Here is a 21,265-nt window from a genome sequence, read left to right as displayed (position 1 = left end):
AGATTGGTGCGGGTGCGGCTGGGTCCAGGTGGTTGCAGTTTCGGCGCAGTTCAACCGAAACGGGCCGGGCCCTATCCTAACCGGCGTCGAGGTCGCGAGCCTTGGAGAGCTCGGCGCTCGCGCCAGCGGCCCGCACACGTTTGCGCATGACCTTGGCGCTGACGTTGCGTTCACCAAGCGCCCCCGGGGTCCAGGCCTCGACATCCGCGTCGCTGAAGTCCGTCTTGGACGGACGTCGCTTCAGCTCGGGGAGGATTGTATCGGGGGCGAGCCGACGTGCGGTGATCAGGAACCCGGTGTGACCGATCATCCGGTGGTCGGGACGCACTGCAAGTCCCTCCACGTGCCAACCACGAATCATCGTTTCATTGGAATCCGGATTGGTATAAAAACCGCTGCCGCGGACGGCCTCGGCCACACGAGACAATTGCGTGACCGTGGCGACATAGCACAGCAGCACTCCTCCTGGCTTGAGAGCTTCGGAGACGGCGCCGAGACATTCCCAAGGCGCGAGCATGTCGAGGACCACCCGGTCGACACTCTGCGGCGGCATGGTATCGGGCAGCGTCTCGGCAAGGTCGCCCAGGGTGATGGTCCAGTTCTGCGGATCATTGCCGAGGAAGGTAGCTATGTTGTCGCGAGCGACGTCGGCGAATTCCTCGCGCCGTTCAAAGGACGCAAGACGGCCGGCCGGCCCGATTGCGCGCAGCAGCCAGAGCGACAGCGCACCGGAACCAACGCCGGCCTCAACGACGGTAGCGCCGGGAAAGATATCGGCCTGCGCCAGAATCTGGGCCGCGTCCTTGGGGTAGATGATGGCTGCACCGCGCGGCATGCTCATCACGAAGTCCACCAAAAGCGGTCGGAGCGCCAGGTACTCAACGCCAACGTTGTTGGTGACGACCGACCCGTCGGGCTGCCCGATGATGTCGTCGTGCTTGAGGATGCCGCGGTGGGTGTGAAAGGTCAGGCTTTCCTGAAGGGTGATGGTGTTCATCCGCCCCTTGGGCCCGGTGAGTTGCACCCGGTCGCCGACACGAAAAAGTCCGCTGTTTTGAATGACCTGGTTGCTGCTCATGCGAGTGGTGCGCTTTCGTTTCGGGCGGCCCCGGTAGGAGCGAAGGGATGAACAGGAGAGAGCTCGTCGGAACGCTTCGAACGGTGATACAACGCGGCGATATCGTGGATCGTGCGCCCGTCGAGCGTCGGCCAGCGAGTGTAGAGCGTGCTCTTCGGCAGGTCGATCTGGTGGGGAACAGCGATGGTGATCGTGCCGGCGGCAACAGCGGATTCGACACCCGGCACGGAATCCTCGATCGCGATGCACGTTGCCGGATCCACGCCGAGTTGCTCGGCGGCGACCAGATACGGATCAGGATGCGGCTTGCTGTTTTCGACCATATCGCCGGCAACGACGACATCGAATGCTGCAAAATCGATGAGGTCGATGATCTGGCGAGCCATGCGCTCCACCGACATCGTGACGAGTGCGGTCGGGACGCCGGCAGCTTTCAGCTGCCGCAAAAGCTCACGAGATCCTGGACGCCACGGAATCCCGTGTTCGGCCAGCTGCTGCTGCACGCGGTCAGTGAGGCGGGCGACAATGGCGTCCGCGGTGAGATCGACGCCCCGGGCTTGCAGAATTGCCGCAGAATTCCACAATCCTGATCCGATCAGCGACATTCCGTCTTCGTGAGTCCAGACACCGCCGAACTCGGCCATGAGCTCGGTCTCGGCACGCATCCAGTACGGTTCGGTGTCGACGATCGTGCCGTCCATATCCCACAGGACAGCGGCGGGTAGAGAATCGGGCAAGGGCAGGGGCGGAGAAAAAACATTCACGGGGTTCAAGTGTAGGGCCACCGCCTATCCTTGACGGAGGCTCTCCATATGGGAGGCTGAAAAATTGAGGATATAAACGGTGACTGACGGTAATGGGTTTCTGGGCGGACGGCTGCTCGTCGTCGCTTTCGAAGGCTGGAACGATGCCGGAGAGGCCGCGACGGGGGCGGTTCGTGCGTTGAAAGAATTACTCGACGTTGAGAAGATCACCGAGGTCGATCCGGAGTTGTACTTCGACTACCAATTCAACCGGCCGACCGTGTCAACGAACGAGGATGGTGTGCGTACTCTCGGTTGGCCGGGAGCGATCATGTATGGTCCGAAGACCCCTGGGGCGCTGAGCGTGCCACTGGCGGACGACGCCGAGTTGCGGGTCAGTGGAACGAACGCGGGCAATATCTTTCTGCTGATCGGTACGGAGCCGTCCCGCAGTTGGAAGAGCTTCGCCGCGGAGATACTCGACGCGGCCCTGGCCGCCGACATCAGCGGCGTCGTCTTTTTGGGCGCCATGCTGGCCGACGTTCCGCATACCCGCCCGATCTCTATTTTCGTCTCGAGTGATAACGCGCAGGTGCGGGCCGAACTGCAAATTGAACGCAGCAATTACGAGGGAGCGGTCGGCATACTCAGCGTGTTGTCCGATGCCGCTGAAACGGTGGGAATCCCGACCCTATCGATTTGGGCATCTGTGCCGCACTATGTGCACAACGCACCATCGCCCAAGGCGATGCTCGCATTGATCGACAAGCTCGAAGAGGTCATAGATGTGGTCATCCCCCGCGGTGCGCTCGTGACCGAGGCGGCTGAGTGGGAGACCGGTATTGATGTCCTAGCAGGCGAAGACGAGGACATGGCCGCGTACATCGCCCAGCTCGAGCAGGCCAGGGACACCGTCGACTCACCAGAAGCAAGCGGCGAGGCGATCGCTCAGGAATTCGAGAAGTATCTGCGCAGGCGCGGCACCGACGGACGCGACGGGCGCGCAGACGGCCGGCCCGATGGTCCCGGAAGCCGACCCGACGGGCCACGGCACTAGGAACGCAGCGGGTCAGCCGCAGACGAGGCTCGGTTCTACAGAGCGACGCCGAGCAGCGCACTGACGGCACGATTCACCAGGCTCACGTCATCGAGCTGACCGGCGGCCGCGTCGTCGACGAGCCTCAGAGCCTCGGGGGTGTTGAGGTCGTGGCGGAGTGCGAGGCGCAGGGACTGCACGAGCGAAGCCGCCGTTCCAGGCGACTCCACGGTAGGAACGTTCTCGGCTGCGGAAACGGCCGAAGCGCCGAAGGCTGCAGACCACACGGAGAGGCGCGCGATGGCCTCCTCCAGGAGCGCGTCGGTCCATTCCCAGTCGGTGCGATAGTGGTGGGCCAATAAGGCCAGGCGAATCGCACGCGGGTCAATACCCTGAGCGCGTAGTCCGGAGACCAAAACGAGATTACCGAGCGACTTGCTCATCTTCTCGCCTTGATAGGCGACCATGCCCGTGTGGCTGTAGACCCCGGCGAGCGGATGTCCGGACAACGCCTGCGCATGCCCGGCGCTCATATCGTGGTGCGGAAAGATCAGGTCAGATCCGCCCCCCTGCACGGTGAAATCTATGCCGAGTTCTTTGAGGGCGATCACCGAACACTCAATGTGCCAGCCTGGTCGCCCGGCGCCGACCGGAGACTCCCACGCCGGTTCCCCCGAACGCGCAGCCTTCCAGAGCAGCGGGTCGAGTGGGTCGCGTTTGCCTGCCCGGTCGGGGTCTCCCCCGCGCTCGGCGAATAGGCGCAGCATGCTGTCGAGGTCGAGGTTGCTCTCGTCACCAAGCGCCCAGCCGGTACGGGCTTCGGCGGCACGAATGTCAAAGTATAAGTCGACGGCGATCGTTCCGCCCGCCCCAGCGAAGGCGTCGTCCGTCGGGACCGGATAGGCCAGTCCCGCCTCCTGCAAGAGGGCTACGGCGGCGACTATCTCGTCGATGACCTCGGTCACGGCAACGAAATCATTCGGCGGAATGATGCCCAGAGCTTTCATGTCGGTGCGGAAGAGTTCCACCTGTGATTCGGCCAGGTCACGCCAGTGGACGCCGGTGGCGGTCGCCCGCTCCAGGAGCGGGTCATCGACATCCGTCACATTTTGGGCATAGTGCACGCGGTAACCGGCGTCGATCCAGACTCGCTGGAGGGTGTCGAAGGCAAGGTAGGTGTTGGCATGGCCAATGTGGGTCGCATCGTAGGGCGTGATGCCGCAGACGTAGAGTCGGGCTGAATCGAGCGGCTGGGCCAGCACCAGACTGTCGGTTTTTGTGTCGTGGAGCCAGGGTGCACTCGACTCGCCGGGGACAGAGACAATTTCGGGTCGTTCCCATGCACGCATGCTTCAAGCCTAGCTTCGATGCGGCGGTGGGTTTGCGACCCGTCGTTGCTGCAGCGACCGCTTCGGGAACCGGTTAGGCGGAGATAACGTTCGTTCCGAGGAGCACGAACAGCACGATACCCAGCAGGATGCGATAGATCACGAACGGCAGAAAACTCCGTCGCGAAATGTAGTTCATGAAGAACGCGATCACAGCGAGGCCCACAACGAAGGCGACGATAGTGGCCACCAGAATTTCGAGCGGTCCAAAAATTTCGGGAGTGCACGTGGTCGCGCCCGCCAAACAGGGATCGGCGACGGACTTGTGCACCTGGTAGAAGCCGCTGCCGAGCACGGCGGGAATGGCCAGCAGGAACGCATACCGGGCCGCTGCTGCGCGTTCGTAGCCGAGGAACAGCCCGGCAGTGATGGTCCCGCCCGATCGTGATACGCCGGGGATGAGTGCGAGCGCCTGCGCGAATCCGTAGATCACGCCGTGGCCGACGGTAATGTCCTGCAGTTGGCGCCTTTTGGCGCCGACATGGTCGGCGATACCCAGCAGAATGCCGAAGACGATGAGCATGGTCGCGGTGATCCAGAGTGAGCGCAGCACCGTTTCAATCTGGTTTTGGAACAGCAGGCCGAGAATGATGATCGGAAGCGATCCCAGGATGATCAGCCAGCCCATGCGGGCATCCGGATCTTTGCGGGACACTCTGCCGGTGAGCGATTTTGCCCATTGGCCGATGATGCGCACGATATCGCGCCAAAAGAAGATGACGACGGCAGCTTCAGTGCCAATCTGGGTGATGGCCGTGAATCGGGCACCCGGGTCATCACCGGTGCCGAGAAACTGGCCGACGATCGTGATGTGCGCACTCGACGACACCGGAAGGAACTCGGTCAACCCCTGAACGAGGCCCAGAATGATCGCATTCAGAAAGTCCACACGCCGCGCTTTCTTGGATTACATAAAATACTCAGGGAACCCGAACCCATCGGGCCCCGGCTGCACCTCACAGCTTCAATATTGTGAGAGCAGGTCGGTCAAAACCTGCCTGCCAAACACTAGTGCGTCGAGCGGTACCCGCTCATCCACTCCGTGGAACATCGCAGGAAAGTCCAAGTTCCCTGGGAGGCGAAGGGGCGCAAAACCGTACCCTTTGATGCCCAGGGTGCTGAGCGCTTTATTGTCCGTTCCCGCCGACAGCAGGTACGGGAGCACCGGCGCGCCGGGGTCATGGCGCTCCAGGGTGCTCACGACCGCTTCGATCAGCGGTCCGCTGAATGCAGTCTCCAGACCGATATCGCGGTGCATGGTGACGATTTCGATGTCAGCGCCGACAATCTCCTGAATCTGGGAGAGCACGAGATCTTCCTCGCCGGGCAGCGCGCGGATGTCGATGAGGGCCTCTGCCGTGTCGGGGATGACGTTGTGCTTGTAGCCAGCGGTGAGGCCGGTCGGGTTGGTCGTCGTGCGCAGGCTGGCCTGAATGAAGCCGGTCGCCGTGCCGGTCGCCAGAGCGAGCTCGTCCGGGCCGACCCGTTGCGGGTCAACATCGAGAATGCGGGCGATTTCGCCGAGAAGCTGTTCGGTCGTGTCGGTCAGGCGAATGGGCCATTCGTAACGTCCGAGTTTCGCCACGGCCTCGGCGAGCCGAGTGACGGCGTTGTCGGGGTGCATTCGCGAGCCGTGCCCAGCTTCGCCGCGCGCAACCAGCTTGACCCAGATCAGCGCTTTCTCCCCGGTTTGCAGGAGGTAGGCACGTTGACCGCCGAGCGTTATGGAGTATCCGCCCACCTCACTGATCGCCTCGGTGGCTCCGTCAAACAGGTGCGGATGCTCGCGAACGAGAAAGTGCGAGCCGAGCACGCCGCCGGCCTCCTCATCGGCGAAAAAGGCGATGACGAGGTCGCGCTCTGGCGCACCATTGGCACTGATCACGTCCTGCAGAGAGGCCAAAATCATAGCGTCCATATTTTTCATATCGACAGCGCCTCGCCCCCACAGCAGGCCGTCCTTGATAACGCCGCCGAACGGGTCGACGCTCCAGTTCGCGGCATCAGCCGGAACAACATCAAGATGACCGTGCACGACCAGAGCCGGCCGGGCGGCGTCGCGACCCTTGACCCGGGCGATAACGCTGGTCCGACCGGGTTCGGAATCGAAGAGTTCGGGCACGAGGCCGAGGTCTCGCAGCTTCTCGGCGACGTATTCTGCGGCTTCCGTTTCGCCGTTGGAACGGCCGGCACCATAGTTCGTAGTGTCGAAGCGGATGAGATCACGCGCGATTTCGGCGGTCAGGTCAAGTTTTTGAGGATGACCTGCGGGTGAGATTCCAGCTGAATCAGCGGATTTTGCGGCCGGGTGCACGTTCGGAATGGAAGGCATGCTCAAACGCTACCCGCCGTCGCCGGGGGGAGGCGACACAACGCCGGTTCTAATCCGTGCTAAGTTATTACCTCGGCAGCCGGTTCGTCCGGAGGCCGTTTCACCCAGTCCGGGTGGCGGAATTGGTAGACGCGCTGGCTTGAGGTGCCAGTGCCCGTTAAGGGCGTGTGGGTTCAATTCCCATCTCGGACACGGAGATTTCTTTTGGGAAATCATCGAGGACTGGTTGAGACAGTTCACAAGGCCGGATCCTTTGGATCCGGCCTTGTCTCGTTAAGCCGGCGTTCTGTCCTCGAGTCGATGGTCAGGACAAAATGTCCTTGGTCACAAACCTGCTGTACGCCAACGCCCCGAAAACTGCCAGGTAACAGACCTGCACGATCGCGTTCTGGCCGAACGAGCTGAGGTCGAGCGGTTGCCGGAGCAGGTCGGCGAAACCAAGCCAGTAGTGGCTGAACAGCCACGGATGCAGCCAGGACAGTTGCGGAATGACATCGAGGATCTGCGCAACGACGGAGACCACGATCGTCGCCGCCATAGCCCCCACGGGAACATCGGTGAGCGTGGAGATGAACAGCCCGATCATCGACAAGCCGAGCAACGATACAGTGACATAGGAGGCCACCAGCAGCGAACGCAACAGCGACTCGGTCACGCTGATGGTGTCGCCCGACAAGAGCGTGACCGGTCCGACCGGAAACAGGGCTGCCCCGATGAGCGCACCCGAGACGGTGAGGGTCAGCGTCGCCACGAGGCAGAACAGAGCTGCGCCCGCGTACTTGACCAACAACAGCCGTACCCGGCCAGCTGGCGCCACCAGCAGGTAGCGCAGGGTACCGAGGCCGGCTTCCCCGGCGATCGTGTCTCCGGCCACCACACCGATGGTCAGCGGCAGGAACAGGGGGATGGCAACGACCATCGCGGTGAAGCCGACGAACAGTCCGTTCTGGGTCACCCGATCAAGAAACGGCGGCCCCTGCCCCGGCGCCAGTGTGGAGGACGACAAACGAACAGCGACGGCGAGCAGTACCGGGATCAGCGCTACGGCGACCAGCATTGCCCAGGTCCGGCGGCGGCGAAACAGCACGGAGATTTCGGAACCGAGCAGGTCCCATCCTCCCCCGCGGCCGCCCGGGATATCGCTGTGGCCCGTTGCTGGCAGAACATCACTGGACGACATCGAAACCCTCCCCGGTCAGTGCGACAAAGCGTTCTTCGAGGCTCGGTTCCTCGATAGCGAAGCCGCGGATACGCACCCCACCGGCGACGAGAGCCGTCACGATGGCCTCGGGCTGCCAATGGGTACCGACGAGCGGCGCGACCACGACCGGGTCAGCATCATCGAGCACGCGGATCGCGGGCTCCAGCCCCAGGTGGCTCAGCACGCGGATCGTACCCGGGGCATCCGGTGTGCGCACCCGCACTCGGGTCTCACCGACCTGCCGCAGCGCGGCCAGCGTGCCCTGGGCGACGAGGCGGCCGGCACTCATCACGGCGGCGTGCGTGCACATCTGCTCGACCTCGGCGAGCAAATGGCTTGAGACGAAAACTGTCGTTCCCTCTGCGGCCAGTGAGCGAACGAGGCTGCGCACCTCCCGGGTGCCCTGGGGATCGAGGCCGTTCGTGGGTTCATCGAGTACGAGCAGCTGCCGCGGGAGCAGCAGGGCGTTGGCGATGCCGAGCCGCTGCTTCATGCCGAGCGAATACGCGTGTACCTTCTTGTCGGCGGCATGGGAGAGCCCGACCCGTTCGAGGGCCCGCTGCACCCGAGCACGACGCGTGCCGCTCGGCGCGTGCCGGTCGGCGGTGTCGAGGCGGCGTAGGTTCGCCGCCCCGGAAAGGAAGGGGTAGAACGCCGGTCCTTCGACCAGGGCGCCGACTTGGGGCAACACCTCGTGCAGTCGCGCGGGCATGCTGTGGCCGAGCACGGTGATTGTGCCGCTGGTTGCCTGGGTGAGTGCCAGCAGCATGCGGATGCTGGTGGTTTTGCCCGAACCGTTCGGACCCAGGAAGCCGAAGACCGAACCGCGGGGAACCGCGAGGTCGATGCCATTCACGGCGGTTTGCGAGCCGAACCGCTTGGTGAGACCCCGGCTCTCGATCGCGAGGTCGAGAGCCGGGGTATCGCCGGTCACAGTGTGATGCGCGTCAGTGTGATGCGCGGCACTGCGGTGCGCGTCACTGAGGTGACGCTCACTCGGCGGCGGCCTTGAGCTGGGCGAGCGGAACGGCTCCGGCGAAGACCCGCCCGTCCGTGGCCAGGAACACCGTCATGAGGGACGTCGTCAGGGCGCGACCTCCGTCGACACCAGTGGTCAGCTGGTCGATCAGGGGCTTGTTGCCGAGCTCGGCGGGCACGGCGGCGGCCGGAACCTCGACGATACTGGACCAGCCGCTTCCCGTGACGCGGGGCAGTTCAGCCGCTGTCGGGCCCTGCGCGCCCGCATGGTCACCGCGAGCGTGGTCAGGCTGGGCCGGTAGAGCCTGCTCCGTCACCGTGGCGTTGGCCGGCGGTACGAAATCGAACCGCTCAGCGTCGGGAGCGGCAAAGTCAAGAGCAGTGAAGCCGACCTGCAGTGCCGGTGCGCTCTGGCCCTCGGCCATCACGACCACCTGGACGGGCAGGCCGGTCTCAGAGTCGACCGCGATCGAGACGGATGCGACGAGACTGTCCGCTGTTTTCGGCGTGAGCACCAACTGGTACACACTGCGTCCGGCGACCCGGGCGTCCGTGCCGACCGACACCGTCGTACTCGGGTCCAGCTCGCTGAGAAGACGATCGGCAACCTGCGCCGGGGTCGAGAGGTCGGTGGGGATGAGCGACTTGAGCTCGGCGAACTTCGACTCGGCGCTAGTAGCGAGATCGGTCGGCACGCTCATGTGGGTCGCTGCGTTGCTGCTCGAGTCGTACAGCCATACGTCGTTCCCGTTGTGCACGACGTCACGCTCCGCCATGCGGTCCTTGATCTGTACGCGAGACTTGTTTTCGCCACCGACGTAGACCCGGAATTCGTGGGAACCGCTGAGCAATTCCAGTGCCGTACTCAGTGCGCCGGTGGTTGACGCTCCCGGGACGGAGGCCGCCGTGCCTTCCGGACTGGACTCGGACATTGATTTCTGCATGGATTTAGTCATGCCCGCGCTGAGATCCAGCGCAGGGAGACCGAGATCAGACGATTGGGAGACCGTTCCGGAGAAGGTCGACACCGTGCTGTCGTGCACCAGGAGGAGAACCTGTTCGGGAGTCTTATCGGGCAGATTGACGGCGGCACCGGCTTGGAGCGGCACGGCGATGACCGCAGCGACCACGATCGCCGGTACGACGACGGCGGGGAGCCATTTGAGAGAATTGCGAGACATGATCAACGCCTGGTTGCATTCGGATTCATACGGCGATCGTACGCCTTGGGCGTGCGCAGCAGTGCTGAGATCAGCGTATTTTCAGGTGCCGGAAGGGGATCAGACGGGTGCGCTCTGGCCAGGTGCCTCGTCGGTGATTCCAATGAACTGACTGCCGATCCCGTCGCACTCGGTGCGGCCAAATCCGGCGGCTGGCTCGGGCAGCTCATCGAAGCCATGGTTCGAGCAACTGATATAGGTGAACGTCGGCCACCATTTCTTCGGGCGCACAGCTTCGGTGTACCCACAAATCGTGCAGGTGAGCTGCACCCACACCGGCTTCTTGCCGGTGCGATTGGTGCGCGACTGCAGCAGCCAGACCGGCGGCTCAGCCTCGAGTTGAGCCAGCTGACCTTCGCTTACGCGCGAAGGAATTCCGTGACGTGCCGCCATTTCCAGCGGGATATCCAGTCGCAGTGCTACTTCTCGTCGCGTAATCATCATAGATAACGATACGTGCTGGCATGCGCGGGCGCAGAATCCGCTTTTCGATCGAAGCCGGAATCTCTTTCGCCGGTCGTGAGAGAATGGCTGAATGTCAATTCCCGTGTCTCCACTCGGACTCCTCCTCGACGTCGACGGCCCGATTGCGAGCCCGATCACGCGCACCATTTCAACGCCGAGTATCCTGGCCGATCTGATCACATTGGCGGCCGGACACGTGCCGATCGCGTTCATCACCGGGAGGTCAGCCGACTTTATCCGCGAGCAGGTGATCGCCCCGCTTGTGCTCGCCGGGTTGCCGGAGACCTTTCGGATGTACGGCGTCTGCGAGAAGGGCGCGGTGTGGTTTCCGATCGGACCGAACGGCATGGGGGACGTCGTCGTCGATCAGAGCGTTGCCCTTCCGATGGCGGTCATTGACGCGGTGCGCCAGTTGGTCTCTGACTCGTTCGCAGCCGAGATGTTCTTCGACGAAACCAAGCAGGCGATGATCTCGGTCGAACAGCGCACCGATGTGAGCCATGCAAACTATCTCGCCCGCCAATCCGAATTCAACGAGGCAGCCTTCGCCATCTTGGTGGAACACGGTCTCGGCGTGCAATTCGACGATCGCCAATCGCCCGACGAATTTGGTCGCATTCCGTTTCGACTCGACGCCACGATCATCTCAACCGATATCGAGTCGGTCACGCTCGACAAGGACCATGCCGCGAAACGTGCTCTTGCCTACTTCGCAGCGAGTGGTCCGTTGCCCCAGCTGTGGCGATCAATGGGCGATTCCCGCAGCGACTATCGCATGGCCGATCACCTGTACGAAGCCGGCTACGACGTCACCCACGTTGACGTGCGTCCATCCGATGGCATTCTTGACCGGCCGTACCCGGTGATCGTGATCGGCGACCAGATCCACGATGAGGCCGGGGCTACATTTCTGCGCTATTGGGTCGACAAGCTGGCCCTGCGCTCGTCATCTCGAAACGCCTAGGTATTCACGAAACGGATGCCGTTCAGCAGGGTGCTGCGCAGCTCGAAGACCTTTTCGAAGCTGCCGCGCTCCATGCCGGCCAATCCCTCACGCAGCACGCCGACGAGCCGCGATCGCGGAATCACAATGATCATCGGCCGTCGGCCACGCTTGGGTAGCGATAGCGCTTCGTCCAGGGCTACGTCGGGCAGCACGACGATCAGCGCGGTGAAGCGTACTTTCAATGCACGGCTGAGTGAGCGGGAGGCATCCTCGAACTGGTGGATCGGGCGATCCTCCTCCGGCAGTTCGTCGCCGATCAGTTCGCCGCGGCGCAGCTGCACGGGCGCGCCCCAGTCTTCAGACAAGATGCCGAACAATCCAGCCGGGCCGAGGACGATGTGGTCGAGTTTGTCGGTCTGGCTCCCGGTGTCGATGTCGTGCCACGCGGTGAAACCGATACCGAGGTTGGCCACAAGCTGGGCTGTGGCCTCCTCTGCCAGAGCTTTGGCGAGGCAGTGCCGTACAAGTTTCGGTGCGCTCCGAATGAGCGCGGGGGCGTACGGGTCGTCGATGACCGTGCCTCGGCCAGCCCATTCGCGCACGAGGTCGAGGTATCTCAAGCGGGCCTGCCCACCAGGATGACCGTGCATGCGGGTTTTCAGGCTGGATTTCGTGGCGGGGCCGCGGGCGGCGGAGGCGGCGTAGGCATCCGTTGAAGCGGCCTGCTCCGGGTCGCCGAAGCGTCGACGATCGTAGTCGGCTCGGTTCTGTGGACTTCCCACACGTTCCCAGGCGAGTTGCACGGCATGAAATTTGCTCGCGCTGCCGCCGACATCGGGATGGGTCTGGCGCAACAACACTCGATAGGCGCGACGTAGCTCATTCTCGGTCGCGGTCGGACTCACTCCGAGGACCTCGTAGGGGGTGGATGCGGCCGGGCTGTCTTGCATCCTGGGCGGGACCTTTCCGTGTTTGAAGACAATCAATGCGAAATCGATCGAAAATCTACATTACCGTGCGATTCTGATACCGCACCGAGCGAGAGCTGGGTGGGTGATCGGCCATTGTGTGCCACGATCAGCCTGTGACCATTCCACTTGCGCACCTGCACCTGCACCGGTACAGTACCCGTTTGGTCGTCATGCTCGTGGCCGGTCTTGCCGTCGGGGTTACGGCTGGTCTGGCAGGCGATTGGGTTCTCACTGTAATTCTCGGCTGGGGTGCTGCCTGCGTGACGTACATAAGTTGGGTCTGGATTGTCATCAGCCGCCAGGATGCCGACGCGACGGCCCAGCACGCCACTCGCGAAGATCCGTCACGGGTTGTTTCAGAATTTCTGATTCTGCTGGCTGGACTCGGCAGTCTCGGCGCGATTGTCGTGTTGCTGCTCGGGACGACGGCGACTCTGAGTTCCCAGCGCGGATTTCTCGCCGCAGTGGCCATTGCCAGCGTCGCCCTGTCCTGGGTGCTTGTGCACACACTGTTCACCCTGCGCTACGCCTCGTTGTATTACAGTCACTCTCCCGGCGGCATCGACTTCAATCAGCCCGAACCCCCGCGGTATACTGACTTCGCCTACCTGGCCTTCACCATTGGCATGACCTACCAGGTCTCAGACACCAGCATCCAGAATCACTCGCTGCGGATGGCGACGCTCCAGCATGCGCTGCTGTCATTTCCGTACGGATCGGTGATTTTGGCTACGCTGATCAATCTCGTAGCGGGATTCCTGCACTGAATGCAGCAGCCGGCACGTTCAGGCGACTCGATCGGGACTTAGTTGCGCAGCAGGTGGAACGGGATTGCCATGGCGATGGCCACGCACAAGATTCCCGCAATGAAGATCGGTGCCATCAGGGACGTGACCGAGAAAGCCAGGCCAAACAGCCAAAAACCGAAAACGAAAATCGCAAACGCTACGACGAAGGCGACGATGTTCATGGGTGTTCCTTTCACGGCAGCACCCAAGGTAATTCCGCCAGGCACTGAGTTGAGCGTTCTGCTTATTCGTACTGCTTCGAGCGTACCGGTTGGCGCCCGATGCAATTACATCGAAGCGTTAGTTATCGGCTCGATCAGTTCAGGGCCGTTCCCGGTTACCCGGCCGACCTCATGAAAATTGAGTGATGCTAAGACTATCCGGGACGCTGCGACGGCGGCATCCACGAGATCTTGGTCACCCTCGGTGGCCGGATCCAACCAGTGGTCCCACCACTCCTCCGGCAGGGCAACGGGTGTGCGGTCGTGGATCTGCGCAAGCGAACCCTCGGAATTAGTCGTCAGGATGGTTGCGGACAACACCCAGCGCGCCGGATCGCTGTCAACGGCAGCCGGGTTCTTCCACCAGGAATACAGACCAGCGAGAGCGAGGGGAAGGCCATCGTCGGATTCAATGAAGTACGGAGTCTTCACGGTTCCCTCGGTGTGCCACTCGAAATAGCCCGTCGCCGGGACCAGAGCGCGCCGCGACCGCACGGACATCGTGAAGGTCGGCTTCTCGGCGGCCGTTTCTGCCCGAGCATTGAAGGTCGGAAATTTCGACGTCGACTCCGTCGCGAAAGATGGAATCAATGACCAGCGTGCTGATTCCAATCGACGCACGGACGGGTCGGTTTTAGCCGATTCCAGCACGATCGGAATCTGTTCAGTCGGCCGGATATTCCAGGACGGTTCCGGCAGATTCTCCCCAACATGCTCGATATCGAACATCGCAGCCAGATCGGGCGCTGAATCGGTAATGACGAGTCGACCACACATACCCTCAGAGTACCGCGTCATGCCGGGCGACTCCACGGACTTCCGCTAGCGTCGATGCAATGGACGAACGTTACAGTGCAGACGTGCTCTCCCCCGGGTGGCGCGACGCGGGTCGAATCATTATTCCCAGCCAGGAAGCTGTCCGGGACTTGGTTGTCGAAGAAACAGCCACAGGATTTTGTGGCGCCGTCATTCGTGTGGAAAAAAAGATTGTCACACTCGAAGACAGGCATGGCAAGCTGCGACTGTTTCCGCTCGGCTCTGGTTTCCTGATCGACGGGCGTCCCGTCACACTGGTCGCACCGACCATGGCGGCCGCCCTGGGCCGGGTACGCACGGCTTCAGGCTCGACGGCCGTGCCCAATGCGCCTGCTCGCGTCGCGCGCGCCAGTCGCATCTTTGTCGAGGGGCGTCACGACGCCGAGCTGGTGGAGAAGGTCTGGGGCGCCGATCTACGCATCGAAGGCGTCGTCGTGGAATACATCGAGGGGGTCGACAACCTCGACGAGATTCTCCGCGAATTCCGTCCGACCTCTGCACGTCGCGTCGGCGTACTGGTAGACCACCTCGTGCCTGGATCCAAGGAGAGTCGCATCGCAGAAGCCGTGGCGCGCGGGCCGTTCGCGGCGAATGTTCTCGTAGTGGGGCATCCGTTCGTCGACGTATGGCAATCGGTGAAACCCGCACGGATCGGCCTCACAGCCTGGCCCGACGTACCACGGAGCATCGAATGGAAACACGGCATCTGCGACGCACTCGGCTGGCCGCACGAGGAACAGGCCGATATCGCCCGGGCCTGGCAGCGAATTCTCGGCCGCGTGCGTACCTTTGCCGATCTGGAACCGCAACTTTTAGGGCGCGTGGAACATTTGATCGACTTCGTGACTGCCGAATGACACGCCGTAACCAGTTTCGGCCAACCCGTGCCCGCGGCCTCGCCGAGCAGTGGTCGCCCCGGAGATCACCTGAATTCTTGTGTAAACGTAACGCTTTCATGTCAAAAAGGCTGGGAACTTTGAAACCGTCCAGACTTGTGGGCTAGTGTTGAACTCGAAGTTGTAGTGCTTGCACGTCTTAAACGCACCGATTGTGATTCACTTGGATCGCGGTTGATGCGCCACATTCCTTTCGGAAGCGGACGACGAATACCGCGACGAACGGTCCCGACAGTCGGGGCCGGTCTAACACTCCTGGAGGAGTTTTACAAATGGCAACAGGTACCGTGAAATGGTTCAACGCTGAAAAGGGCTTCGGCTTCATCGCACCCGACGACGGAAGCGCCGATGTTTTCGCGCACTACTCCGCGATCGCGTCGAATGGCTACAAGTCCCTCGATGAGAACCAGAAGGTCGAGTTCGAGGTAACCCAGGGCCCCAAGGGTCCTCAGGCCGAGAACATCCGCGCCCTCTAAATAGAGCTTGCGAAGAACGCCTCCCGCTTTTGCGGGAGGCGTTCTTGTTTTAAGCGGTTGGTACCAGCGTGCTGTCGTTGTGGCGTGGTCGCCCTACTTCACCAGGTCTTGCCAGCCGTCGCCGTCGACATACTCGAAGATCAGGTTTGTCTCCGTGTGAGCGACGGCCGGATGCTCCGCAAGGTGTTCCAGCACAAAGTCACGCAGGTGGGAAGCATCCGCTGCGGCAACGTGCAGCAGATAGTCGTCGGCACCTGCGGTGTGGAACAGCCCGATCACGCCCGGCCAGTGCGGGGCTGCGTTACGAAAGTCATCGATCTGCACTCTGGCGTGTTTGGCCAACCGCACCGAGATAAGGGCCTGCAGGCTGGCACCGAGCGCAGCCAGGTCGATATTGGCCCGGTAGCCACGAATGTGGCCGAGCTGCTGTAACCGGCGGAGGCGCAGGGACACGGTGGACTCGGCGACACCGATTTCGCTTGCCAGGGCAGCTCCCGAAGCCCGCGCATTGACCGATAGGGCTCGCAACAGTGCGCGGTCAACCCGGTCGAGTTCCGGCTTCTTCGATTCCATCAACAGACTCCCTCGTTACTAAGCAGTTTATGCGATTCGAGCAAATGATTCGCAAGGGTCTGCATCGACACTGGCACGAGAACACAGCATCTGCTCCCGTGTGGTCGTGTTGCCACCGTCGTCACATCGTGAAACTCATGCCGTGCATGCCGGAATGGCCGCTGCTAGCTGCGCCCGAGGCGGCGACGCAGCAGATCGATGCGCATCTGCAGCTGGGTGACGCTGGCCTGCGCGACGGCCGGACCGCCGCACAATCGGCGAAGTTCGGCGTGGATCATTCCGTGGGGTTCATTGGCGAGTTTGGACCACATGCCGACCAGGCTCGACAGCAGTGTGCGCTGTTCCTTGAGCGTGCGATACAGCGGCGGCGGTTCAAGCGGGGCGATCTCGCCCGTCACCGGGTCTTTGCGTTTGTCAGATGACCGTTTGGACTGGCGCGACTGGCGTTGCCGCAGCAACTCCGACACTTGTTCCGGTTCGAGCAGGCCAGGGATGCCGATGAAATCAAATTCTTCATCGGTGCCGGGTTCGGCGAGCTCTCCGAACTCGTCACCGTCGAACATGACCATGTCGAAGGTCGCCTGCGAGTCCAGTGCCTGCCAGGTGAAGTCGTCCAGGCCAAGATCATCCGAAGCCTTGTCCTCCTTGTTCGCCGCTGCGACCATGGCATCTTCGGGGTTGTACATGCCGTCATCGCCGTCTTCACGATTGCTGCGGTCGAGGGCGTGATCGCGTTCTAATTCGAGCGCGTTGGCGAGGCTGAGCAGCCCGGGAACGTTGGGCAGAAAAATGGATGCCGTCTCACCACGTCGCCGGGCTCGCACGAACCGGCCGATTGCCTGGGCAAAGTACAGCGGGGTTGCCGCACTGGTTGCGTATACGCCGACGGCCAGGCGTGGCACATCCACGCCCTCCGACACCATGCGCACGGCGACCATCCACCGACGGGTGTTCTTGGAGAACTCATCGATGCGGTCGCTCGACTCCTTCTCGTCGGAGAGCACGATGGTGACCGGCTCGCCGCAAATGTCCTCGAGAATGACGGCGTAGGCACGTGCGGCGGTCTGGTCGGTGGCAATGACGAGACCACCGGCATCCGGAATGCCGTGCCGCACCTCGGTCAGGCGAGAGTTCGCGGCGCGCAATACCGACGGAATCCATTGCCCGCTGGGCTCGAGCGCGGTGCGCCAGGCCTGGCTGGTGATGTCCTTAGTATTGCCCTCGCCGAGCTTGGCTTCCATTTCATCACCGGCCCTGGTGCGCCACTTCATGTGCCCGGCGTACACCATGAACATCACCGGGCGCACGACGCCATCGGCGAGGGCGCGCCCGTAGCCGTAGGCATAATCGCTCTGCGACATGCGGATGCCGTGCTTGTCCGGCAGGTAACTGACGAAGGGGATCGGTGAAGTATCCGAGCGAAACGGCGTCCCGGTCAGCGAGAGGCGCCTGGTGGCCGGGCCGAAGGCCTCCCGGATCGCGTCGCCCCAGCTCAGGGCATCTCCCCCGTGGTGAATCTCGTCGAGGATGACAAGGGTACGACTCGACTCGGTGATCTGTTTGTGCAGGGCAGCGCGAGCGGCTACCTGCGCGTAGGTCACGACGACCCCGTGATAGTGGCTGCCGTAGCTACGATCAGCGTTCTTGAACATTGGATCGAGACGGATCCCTGCGCGCGCTGCGGCGTCCGCCCACTGATTCTTGAGATGCTCGGTCGGCGCCACGACGGTGATGCGATCAATCGTGCGTCGGGAGCGTAGTTCCGCAGCCAGTCGCAGGGCGAAGGTGGTCTTGCCGGCGCCCGGTGTAGCCGCGGCCAGGAAGTCCCGGGGTTCGTGCACGAAATAGGCTTCCAGCGCTTCAGCCTGCCAGGCACGCAGCTTGCCGGCCGTACCCCAGGCCGCGCGTTCGGGGAATGACGGCGATAGGTGTTCGGCTGCACTTGTTCCCTGCGCGGGACCGAAAACCGATGGAGTATTCACGTCTTCCAAATCTACCAAAGCCCACCGACGTTCGCGTTCGCCTCGCTCGGTTCGACCCAGGACTGGGAGTTCCGACAGAATAGATCGATGACGAAGCAACAGCATCCATGGTCGCGCTACGTCGCTCTTGGCGATTCGTTCACCGAAGGCATTGGCGATCCCGAGCAACAGAGCCCCGGCGGGCATCGTGGCTGGGCAGATCGGGTTGCCGAGATTCTCAGTGACGGCACCGAGGATTTCGCCTATGCCAACCTCGCGGTCCGTGGCAAACTCATCCGGCAGATTGTCGACGAACAGGTCGAACCTGCCCTCGCGCTACGACCCGACCTGATCACCATCTCGGCGGGCGGTAACGACGTGCTTCGACCAGGGACCGACCCTGATTCCATTGCAGCACGCTTGGACGCAGCGATTTCCCGGCTGACGCACTTTGGCGCGACAGTCGTGCTGTTCACCGGCGCGGATGTGGGCTTCTCCCCTGTTTTTCGCAGCATTCGCGGTAAAGTGGCCATCTACAACGAAAACATTCGGGCGATCGCCACCAAGTACGACTGCATCGTGGCCGACATGTGGCAGTTGACCGAGATTCAGAACCCTCGCATGTGGGCTCCGGATCGGCTGCATCTCAACGCGCTGGGGCACCACACAGTCGCGCGCATGGTGCTGCAGACCCTCAACGTGACGAGTTCCCTCGCACCGAGCGCACCGGAGCCTATGCCGGGCACCACGTGGCGTCAGGCCCGCACGGAAGACCTCGTCTGGGCGCGGGAATACCTTGTGCCCTGGGTTCTGCGCCGGGTGCGCCACCAATCCTCCGGCGACCACGTGCTGCCCAAACGACCAGACGCCGGCCCGTTCACCCTGCCGCCGGTTTGACCGCTTGTGCCTGCGCCGTAGGTTCCGGATCAGGTGAGTCCGGACGGGGTAAGTCGGGACGGGGTGAGTCGGGATGGCGCGGCGAGGTCAGCCGGCGACAAGCTCGCCGGGGTGTCCCATGCGCCAAGCCGGGCCGGGATCCGCGAGGGTGTGCTGCAATTCGAGCGGCACGGTCACCGTCGTCGGCGTTGCGGCACCGATCGTGAAGGACACCTCGCCCACCTCGTCACCGGCATGACCGAGTTGCACGTCCTTGGCCGTGACGGTGCCCGAGATCGGCGAGTCCGACCAGACCAGAACGGATGCCGCCCGCTCGGCGACGATGTCGCTCACGTCACCCCACGGTGTCGTATAGCTGCCGAACACGGCGCCTTCTTCGGCCAGGACGACCTCGTGAAAGCCAGGCTGGACGCTGTCGATCAGCGCGGCAATGGCCGAATTGAGCTTGGAGTGCGTGTCCCCGCCGAGAACGACACCGACAAGGGTGACCGTGTGGGTGCCGATAGTGAAATCGGTCGAGAACAACAGACACGCACCGGCAACATCCGTTGTGCCCGTCTTGATGCCGTCGACGCCATCTTTGCCAAGCAGCTTGTTCGTGTTGGTAATGGTTCCGATGACCGGCAGGACCGCCGACGGGAGGGCGACGATTTCGGCGAGGGCCGGGTGGCCCACGACGAGCTGGCCGATCTCCACCAGGTCGGCCAGGCTGCTGACGCTCGACGCGGAGAGACCGCTGGTATCCGCGATACTGGTCTGGGTCAGGGTGTGGTCGGCCAGCCAGGTTTTCGCCGTCGCCAGATAATTGTCCGCGGATCCGTACGCCCACACCGCGAGGGAAGACGCATAATTATTGGCCGACGGCAGCAGCATTGCCTCAAAAGCCTCACGTTGCGTGAGCACCATCCCCGAGACGACGGGTGCCACCGAACCGTTCTCGGCGATCGCGTCGTAGTACCTGTCCACGTCAGCGTCGGTGAAGGTGATGTCGGGTCCGTCCTCGCCCGCACCGAGTGGCTTGGCATCGAGGACGACCAGAGCTGTCACCATTTTTGCAATGCTCGCGATCGGCACCGTGTCTTCCTGGCCGGTCGAGGCCAGAACACCGGGAAAACCGACCGCGCCGATAGCGCTCGCGCCAAAGGCCGGCCAGGCCGGTGCAGCCGCCGGCTGGGAGAGCGCATCCGGCTGCACGATCGACGCGGCGCTACCCGGTACGGGAGCAAGGTTGGTGGCGCCAACGTAGCCGATTCCGCCCAGTACGACGAGGAGAATGCTGAAGACGGCCAGTCTTCGGCGTCGGAGGAGGACACGCCGGGAGGGAGACATCCGATCAGCCTAACTTCTTCGCGGCGCGCAGCCGGCCCGCCGAGTTCACGAGCGAACGCGCAGGGCGTAGAGCGCAACCGCGCTCGCCGAGGCGACATTGAGCGAGTCGACGCCGTGCAACATGGGAATCGTCACGACCGTATCGGCGGCAGCCAAAGCGTGCTGACTGAGCCCATCGCCCTCCGCGCCGAGGATGATGGCGAGCCGTTCGGGCACCGCCTCGGCGAACACGTCGAGAGAGACCGCGTCGTCGGCCAGCGCCAGGGCTGCCAGGTGAAACCCCGCGGCGTGCAACAGCGGGGTGGCCACGCTCCACTCCGGCAGGCGAGTCCACGGTACCTGCAGCACCGTGCCCATGCTCACGCGCACACTTCGCCGGTAGAGCGGGTCCGCGCAGCGTGGGGTGATCAGCACGGCATCGGCACCGAGCCCGGCAACCGAACGAAAAATGGCGCCGACGTTCGTGTGGTCGACGATGTCTTCAAGGATCACAATGCGGCGGGCACTCGTCAGCAGCGCTTCGACTGGTTCCAGCACCGGACGGTGCATGGCGGCGAGCGCTCCGCGGTGCAGGTTGTAGCCGGTGAGCTGCTCCAGCACGCCAGGCTCACCCACGTAAACCGGCACGTCGGGCCAGTCGACCAGCAAACGCGCGGCGTCCGGCATCCACTGTTCCTGAATCAGCAGGGACCGGGGCCGATGCCCGGCGTTCAGCGCCCGAGCGATCACCTTGGGTGACTCAGCGATATACAACCCGCCGGCCGGTTCGAGAACCCGTCGGAGAGCGACATCGGTCAACCGCGAATAGTCGGCGAGACCCGCACTAGACAGGTCGGTAATGCGGGTGATCTGCACGAAGTAGTGCCTTCCGAGACGAGTGACTGACCTCAAGCCTGACAGGTAGGTAGTCAAACAGGAAAACAGACGAGTTTAGAATCAGGTAACGGGTA

At 62.9% G+C, this 21,265-nt stretch carries 22 protein-coding genes and 1 tRNA gene; 7 read left to right on the top strand and 16 right to left on the bottom strand.

Going from position 1 to position 21,265, the window contains the following annotated elements; all coding sequences use genetic code 11:
• Positions 1-76: 76 nt before the first annotated feature.
• Together CXY72_RS18625 and CXY72_RS18620 are read right to left on the bottom strand one after the other, a co-directional pair.
• A complete protein-coding gene (locus tag CXY72_RS18625; protein WP_104129132.1) occupies positions 77-1,078 on the bottom strand; it encodes a tRNA (adenine-N1)-methyltransferase in 1,002 nt (333 codons plus the stop codon).
• Complete coding sequence (locus CXY72_RS18620; RefSeq protein WP_255409391.1) at positions 1,075-1,815, bottom strand: HAD family phosphatase; 741 nt, start codon at positions 1,813-1,815, stop codon at positions 1,075-1,077. Before CXY72_RS18620 ends, CXY72_RS18625 begins: the two co-directional genes overlap by 4 nt.
• Before the next feature lie 106 nt (positions 1,816-1,921).
• Between CXY72_RS18620 and CXY72_RS18615 the strand changes: the two genes are divergently transcribed.
• The gene (locus tag CXY72_RS18615) at positions 1,922-2,878 is read left to right on the top strand and encodes a PAC2 family protein (protein ID WP_104129130.1); all 957 of its coding nucleotides are present in this window, start codon (positions 1,922-1,924) and stop codon (positions 2,876-2,878) included.
• Positions 2,879-2,913: 35 nt separating this feature from the next.
• On the opposite strand, the gene mshC is transcribed toward CXY72_RS18615, so the two are convergent.
• The 3 genes from mshC to CXY72_RS18600 form a co-directional block, all read right to left on the bottom strand.
• The gene (mshC, locus tag CXY72_RS18610) at positions 2,914-4,206 is read right to left on the bottom strand and encodes a cysteine--1-D-myo-inosityl 2-amino-2-deoxy-alpha-D-glucopyranoside ligase (protein WP_104129129.1); all 1,293 of its coding nucleotides are present in this window, start codon (positions 4,204-4,206) and stop codon (positions 2,914-2,916) included.
• A gap of 73 nt (positions 4,207-4,279) precedes the next feature.
• A complete protein-coding gene (locus CXY72_RS18605) occupies positions 4,280-5,134 on the bottom strand; it encodes an undecaprenyl-diphosphate phosphatase (RefSeq protein WP_104129128.1) in 855 nt (284 codons plus the stop codon).
• 75 nt (positions 5,135-5,209) lie between these two features.
• Positions 5,210-6,577: a M20/M25/M40 family metallo-hydrolase gene (locus CXY72_RS18600; protein WP_104129127.1), complete on the bottom strand. Its 1,368-nt coding sequence runs from the start codon at positions 6,575-6,577 to the stop codon at positions 5,210-5,212.
• Positions 6,578-6,684: 107 nt separating this feature from the next.
• Here CXY72_RS18600 and CXY72_RS18595 point away from each other — a divergent pair.
• Positions 6,685-6,769 (top strand) — tRNA-Leu (locus tag CXY72_RS18595).
• Between the two features lie 112 nt (positions 6,770-6,881).
• On the opposite strand, the gene CXY72_RS18590 is transcribed toward CXY72_RS18595, so the two are convergent.
• From CXY72_RS18590 to CXY72_RS18575, 4 genes are all read right to left on the bottom strand, one after another.
• Positions 6,882-7,757, bottom strand: a complete 876-nt coding sequence (locus CXY72_RS18590) for an ABC transporter permease (protein WP_104129126.1) — start codon at positions 7,755-7,757, stop codon at positions 6,882-6,884.
• Positions 7,744-8,712 carry an ATP-binding cassette domain-containing protein gene (locus CXY72_RS18585; protein WP_104129125.1) on the bottom strand — a complete coding sequence of 323 codons (969 nt, stop codon included), beginning with the start codon at positions 8,710-8,712 and terminating at the stop codon, positions 7,744-7,746. The genes CXY72_RS18590 and CXY72_RS18585 overlap by 14 nt, the downstream gene beginning before the upstream one ends.
• Before the next feature lie 58 nt (positions 8,713-8,770).
• Positions 8,771-9,937 (bottom strand): DUF2092 domain-containing protein, encoded by a 1,167-nt coding sequence (locus CXY72_RS18580; RefSeq protein WP_104129124.1) that lies wholly within the window; start codon positions 9,935-9,937, stop codon positions 8,771-8,773.
• A 99-nt stretch (positions 9,938-10,036) separates the two neighbouring features.
• The gene (locus tag CXY72_RS18575; protein WP_104129229.1) at positions 10,037-10,417 is read right to left on the bottom strand and encodes a hypothetical protein; all 381 of its coding nucleotides are present in this window, start codon (positions 10,415-10,417) and stop codon (positions 10,037-10,039) included.
• 94 nt (positions 10,418-10,511) lie between these two features.
• On the opposite strand from CXY72_RS18575, the gene CXY72_RS18570 reads away from it, so the two are divergent.
• Entirely contained in the window at positions 10,512-11,405 is an 894-nt protein-coding gene (locus CXY72_RS18570; protein ID WP_199184091.1) for a hypothetical protein, read from the top strand.
• Here CXY72_RS18570 and CXY72_RS18565 read toward each other — a convergent pair.
• Positions 11,402-12,337 carry a DnaJ domain-containing protein gene (locus tag CXY72_RS18565; protein ID WP_104129123.1) on the bottom strand — a complete coding sequence of 312 codons (936 nt, stop codon included), beginning with the start codon at positions 12,335-12,337 and terminating at the stop codon, positions 11,402-11,404. The two genes, CXY72_RS18570 and CXY72_RS18565, sit on opposite strands and share 4 nt — an antisense overlap.
• Positions 12,338-12,471: 134 nt before the next feature.
• Here CXY72_RS18565 and CXY72_RS18560 point away from each other — a divergent pair, with 134 nt between their 5' ends.
• A complete protein-coding gene (locus CXY72_RS18560) occupies positions 12,472-13,125 on the top strand; it encodes a DUF1345 domain-containing protein (RefSeq protein ID WP_233197938.1) in 654 nt (217 codons plus the stop codon).
• Positions 13,126-13,163: 38 nt separating this feature from the next.
• On the opposite strand, the gene CXY72_RS19700 is transcribed toward CXY72_RS18560, so the two are convergent.
• Both CXY72_RS19700 and CXY72_RS18555 read right to left on the bottom strand, forming a co-directional pair.
• Entirely contained in the window at positions 13,164-13,328 is a 165-nt protein-coding gene (locus CXY72_RS19700; RefSeq protein WP_158252632.1) for a hypothetical protein, read from the bottom strand.
• 105 nt (positions 13,329-13,433) lie between these two features.
• The gene (locus CXY72_RS18555; RefSeq protein WP_104129122.1) at positions 13,434-14,165 is read right to left on the bottom strand and encodes an SOS response-associated peptidase; all 732 of its coding nucleotides are present in this window, start codon (positions 14,163-14,165) and stop codon (positions 13,434-13,436) included.
• 38 nt (positions 14,166-14,203) lie between these two features.
• Here CXY72_RS18555 and CXY72_RS18550 point away from each other — a divergent pair, with 38 nt between their 5' ends.
• Complete coding sequence (locus tag CXY72_RS18550; RefSeq protein WP_104129121.1) at positions 14,204-15,040, top strand: DUF3097 domain-containing protein; 837 nt, start codon at positions 14,204-14,206, stop codon at positions 15,038-15,040.
• A 311-nt stretch (positions 15,041-15,351) separates the two neighbouring features.
• Positions 15,352-15,555, top strand: a complete 204-nt coding sequence (locus CXY72_RS18545; protein WP_035840308.1) for a cold-shock protein — start codon at positions 15,352-15,354, stop codon at positions 15,553-15,555.
• Between the two features lie 93 nt (positions 15,556-15,648).
• Here CXY72_RS18545 and CXY72_RS18540 read toward each other — a convergent pair whose 3' ends face one another.
• The gene (locus CXY72_RS18540; RefSeq protein WP_092107921.1) at positions 15,649-16,128 is read right to left on the bottom strand and encodes an Lrp/AsnC family transcriptional regulator; all 480 of its coding nucleotides are present in this window, start codon (positions 16,126-16,128) and stop codon (positions 15,649-15,651) included.
• Between the two features lie 164 nt (positions 16,129-16,292).
• On the bottom strand, positions 16,293-18,110 hold the full coding sequence (locus CXY72_RS18535) for a DEAD/DEAH box helicase (protein WP_233197937.1): 1,818 nt from the start codon (positions 18,108-18,110) through the stop codon (positions 16,293-16,295).
• A gap of 87 nt (positions 18,111-18,197) precedes the next feature.
• Here CXY72_RS18535 and CXY72_RS18530 point away from each other — a divergent pair, with 87 nt between their 5' ends.
• A complete protein-coding gene (locus tag CXY72_RS18530; RefSeq protein ID WP_104129119.1) occupies positions 18,198-18,986 on the top strand; it encodes an SGNH/GDSL hydrolase family protein in 789 nt (262 codons plus the stop codon).
• Between the two features lie 87 nt (positions 18,987-19,073).
• Here the strand turns inward: CXY72_RS18530 and CXY72_RS18525 are convergent, their stop codons facing one another.
• Together CXY72_RS18525 and CXY72_RS18520 are read right to left on the bottom strand one after the other, a co-directional pair.
• Entirely contained in the window at positions 19,074-20,315 is a 1,242-nt protein-coding gene (locus CXY72_RS18525) for a D-alanyl-D-alanine carboxypeptidase family protein (protein ID WP_104129118.1), read from the bottom strand.
• A 45-nt stretch (positions 20,316-20,360) separates the two neighbouring features.
• Complete coding sequence (locus CXY72_RS18520) at positions 20,361-21,170, bottom strand: RNA methyltransferase (protein WP_104129117.1); 810 nt, start codon at positions 21,168-21,170, stop codon at positions 20,361-20,363.
• Positions 21,171-21,265 lie beyond the last annotated feature (95 nt).

The sequence above is a fragment of the Cryobacterium sp. Y57 genome (assembly GCF_002929505.1).
Taxonomy (GTDB): Bacteria; Actinomycetota; Actinomycetes; order Actinomycetales; family Microbacteriaceae; genus Cryobacterium.
Note: the sequence above shows the minus strand (reverse complement) of the source record. Positions and strands in the feature narration are given on the sequence as shown.

Coding starts and splice junctions, on each gene's coding strand:
- CXY72_RS18570 (WP_199184091.1), top strand. CDS start 10,512: ATGTCAATTCCCGTGTCTCCACTCGGACTCCTCCTCGACGTCGACGGC.
- CXY72_RS18590 (WP_104129126.1), bottom strand. CDS start 7,757: ATGTCGTCCAGTGATGTTCTGCCAGCAACGGGCCACAGCGATATCCCG.
- CXY72_RS18555 (WP_104129122.1), bottom strand. CDS start 14,165: ATGACGCGGTACTCTGAGGGTATGTGTGGTCGACTCGTCATTACCGAT.
- CXY72_RS18525 (WP_104129118.1), bottom strand. CDS start 20,315: ATGTCTCCCTCCCGGCGTGTCCTCCTCCGACGCCGAAGACTGGCCGTC.
- CXY72_RS18540 (WP_092107921.1), bottom strand. CDS start 16,128: ATGGAATCGAAGAAGCCGGAACTCGACCGGGTTGACCGCGCACTGTTG.
- CXY72_RS18625 (WP_104129132.1), bottom strand. CDS start 1,078: ATGAGCAGCAACCAGGTCATTCAAAACAGCGGACTTTTTCGTGTCGGC.
- CXY72_RS18530 (WP_104129119.1), top strand. CDS start 18,198: ATGACGAAGCAACAGCATCCATGGTCGCGCTACGTCGCTCTTGGCGAT.
- CXY72_RS19700 (WP_158252632.1), bottom strand. CDS start 13,328: ATGAACATCGTCGCCTTCGTCGTAGCGTTTGCGATTTTCGTTTTCGGT.
- CXY72_RS18575 (WP_104129229.1), bottom strand. CDS start 10,417: ATGATTACGCGACGAGAAGTAGCACTGCGACTGGATATCCCGCTGGAA.
- CXY72_RS18565 (WP_104129123.1), bottom strand. CDS start 12,337: ATGCAAGACAGCCCGGCCGCATCCACCCCCTACGAGGTCCTCGGAGTG.
- CXY72_RS18545 (WP_035840308.1), top strand. CDS start 15,352: ATGGCAACAGGTACCGTGAAATGGTTCAACGCTGAAAAGGGCTTCGGC.
- CXY72_RS18600 (WP_104129127.1), bottom strand. CDS start 6,577: ATGCCTTCCATTCCGAACGTGCACCCGGCCGCAAAATCCGCTGATTCA.
- mshC (WP_104129129.1), bottom strand. CDS start 4,206: ATGCGTGCATGGGAACGACCCGAAATTGTCTCTGTCCCCGGCGAGTCG.
- CXY72_RS18580 (WP_104129124.1), bottom strand. CDS start 9,937: ATGTCTCGCAATTCTCTCAAATGGCTCCCCGCCGTCGTCGTACCGGCG.
- CXY72_RS18550 (WP_104129121.1), top strand. CDS start 14,204: ATGGACGAACGTTACAGTGCAGACGTGCTCTCCCCCGGGTGGCGCGAC.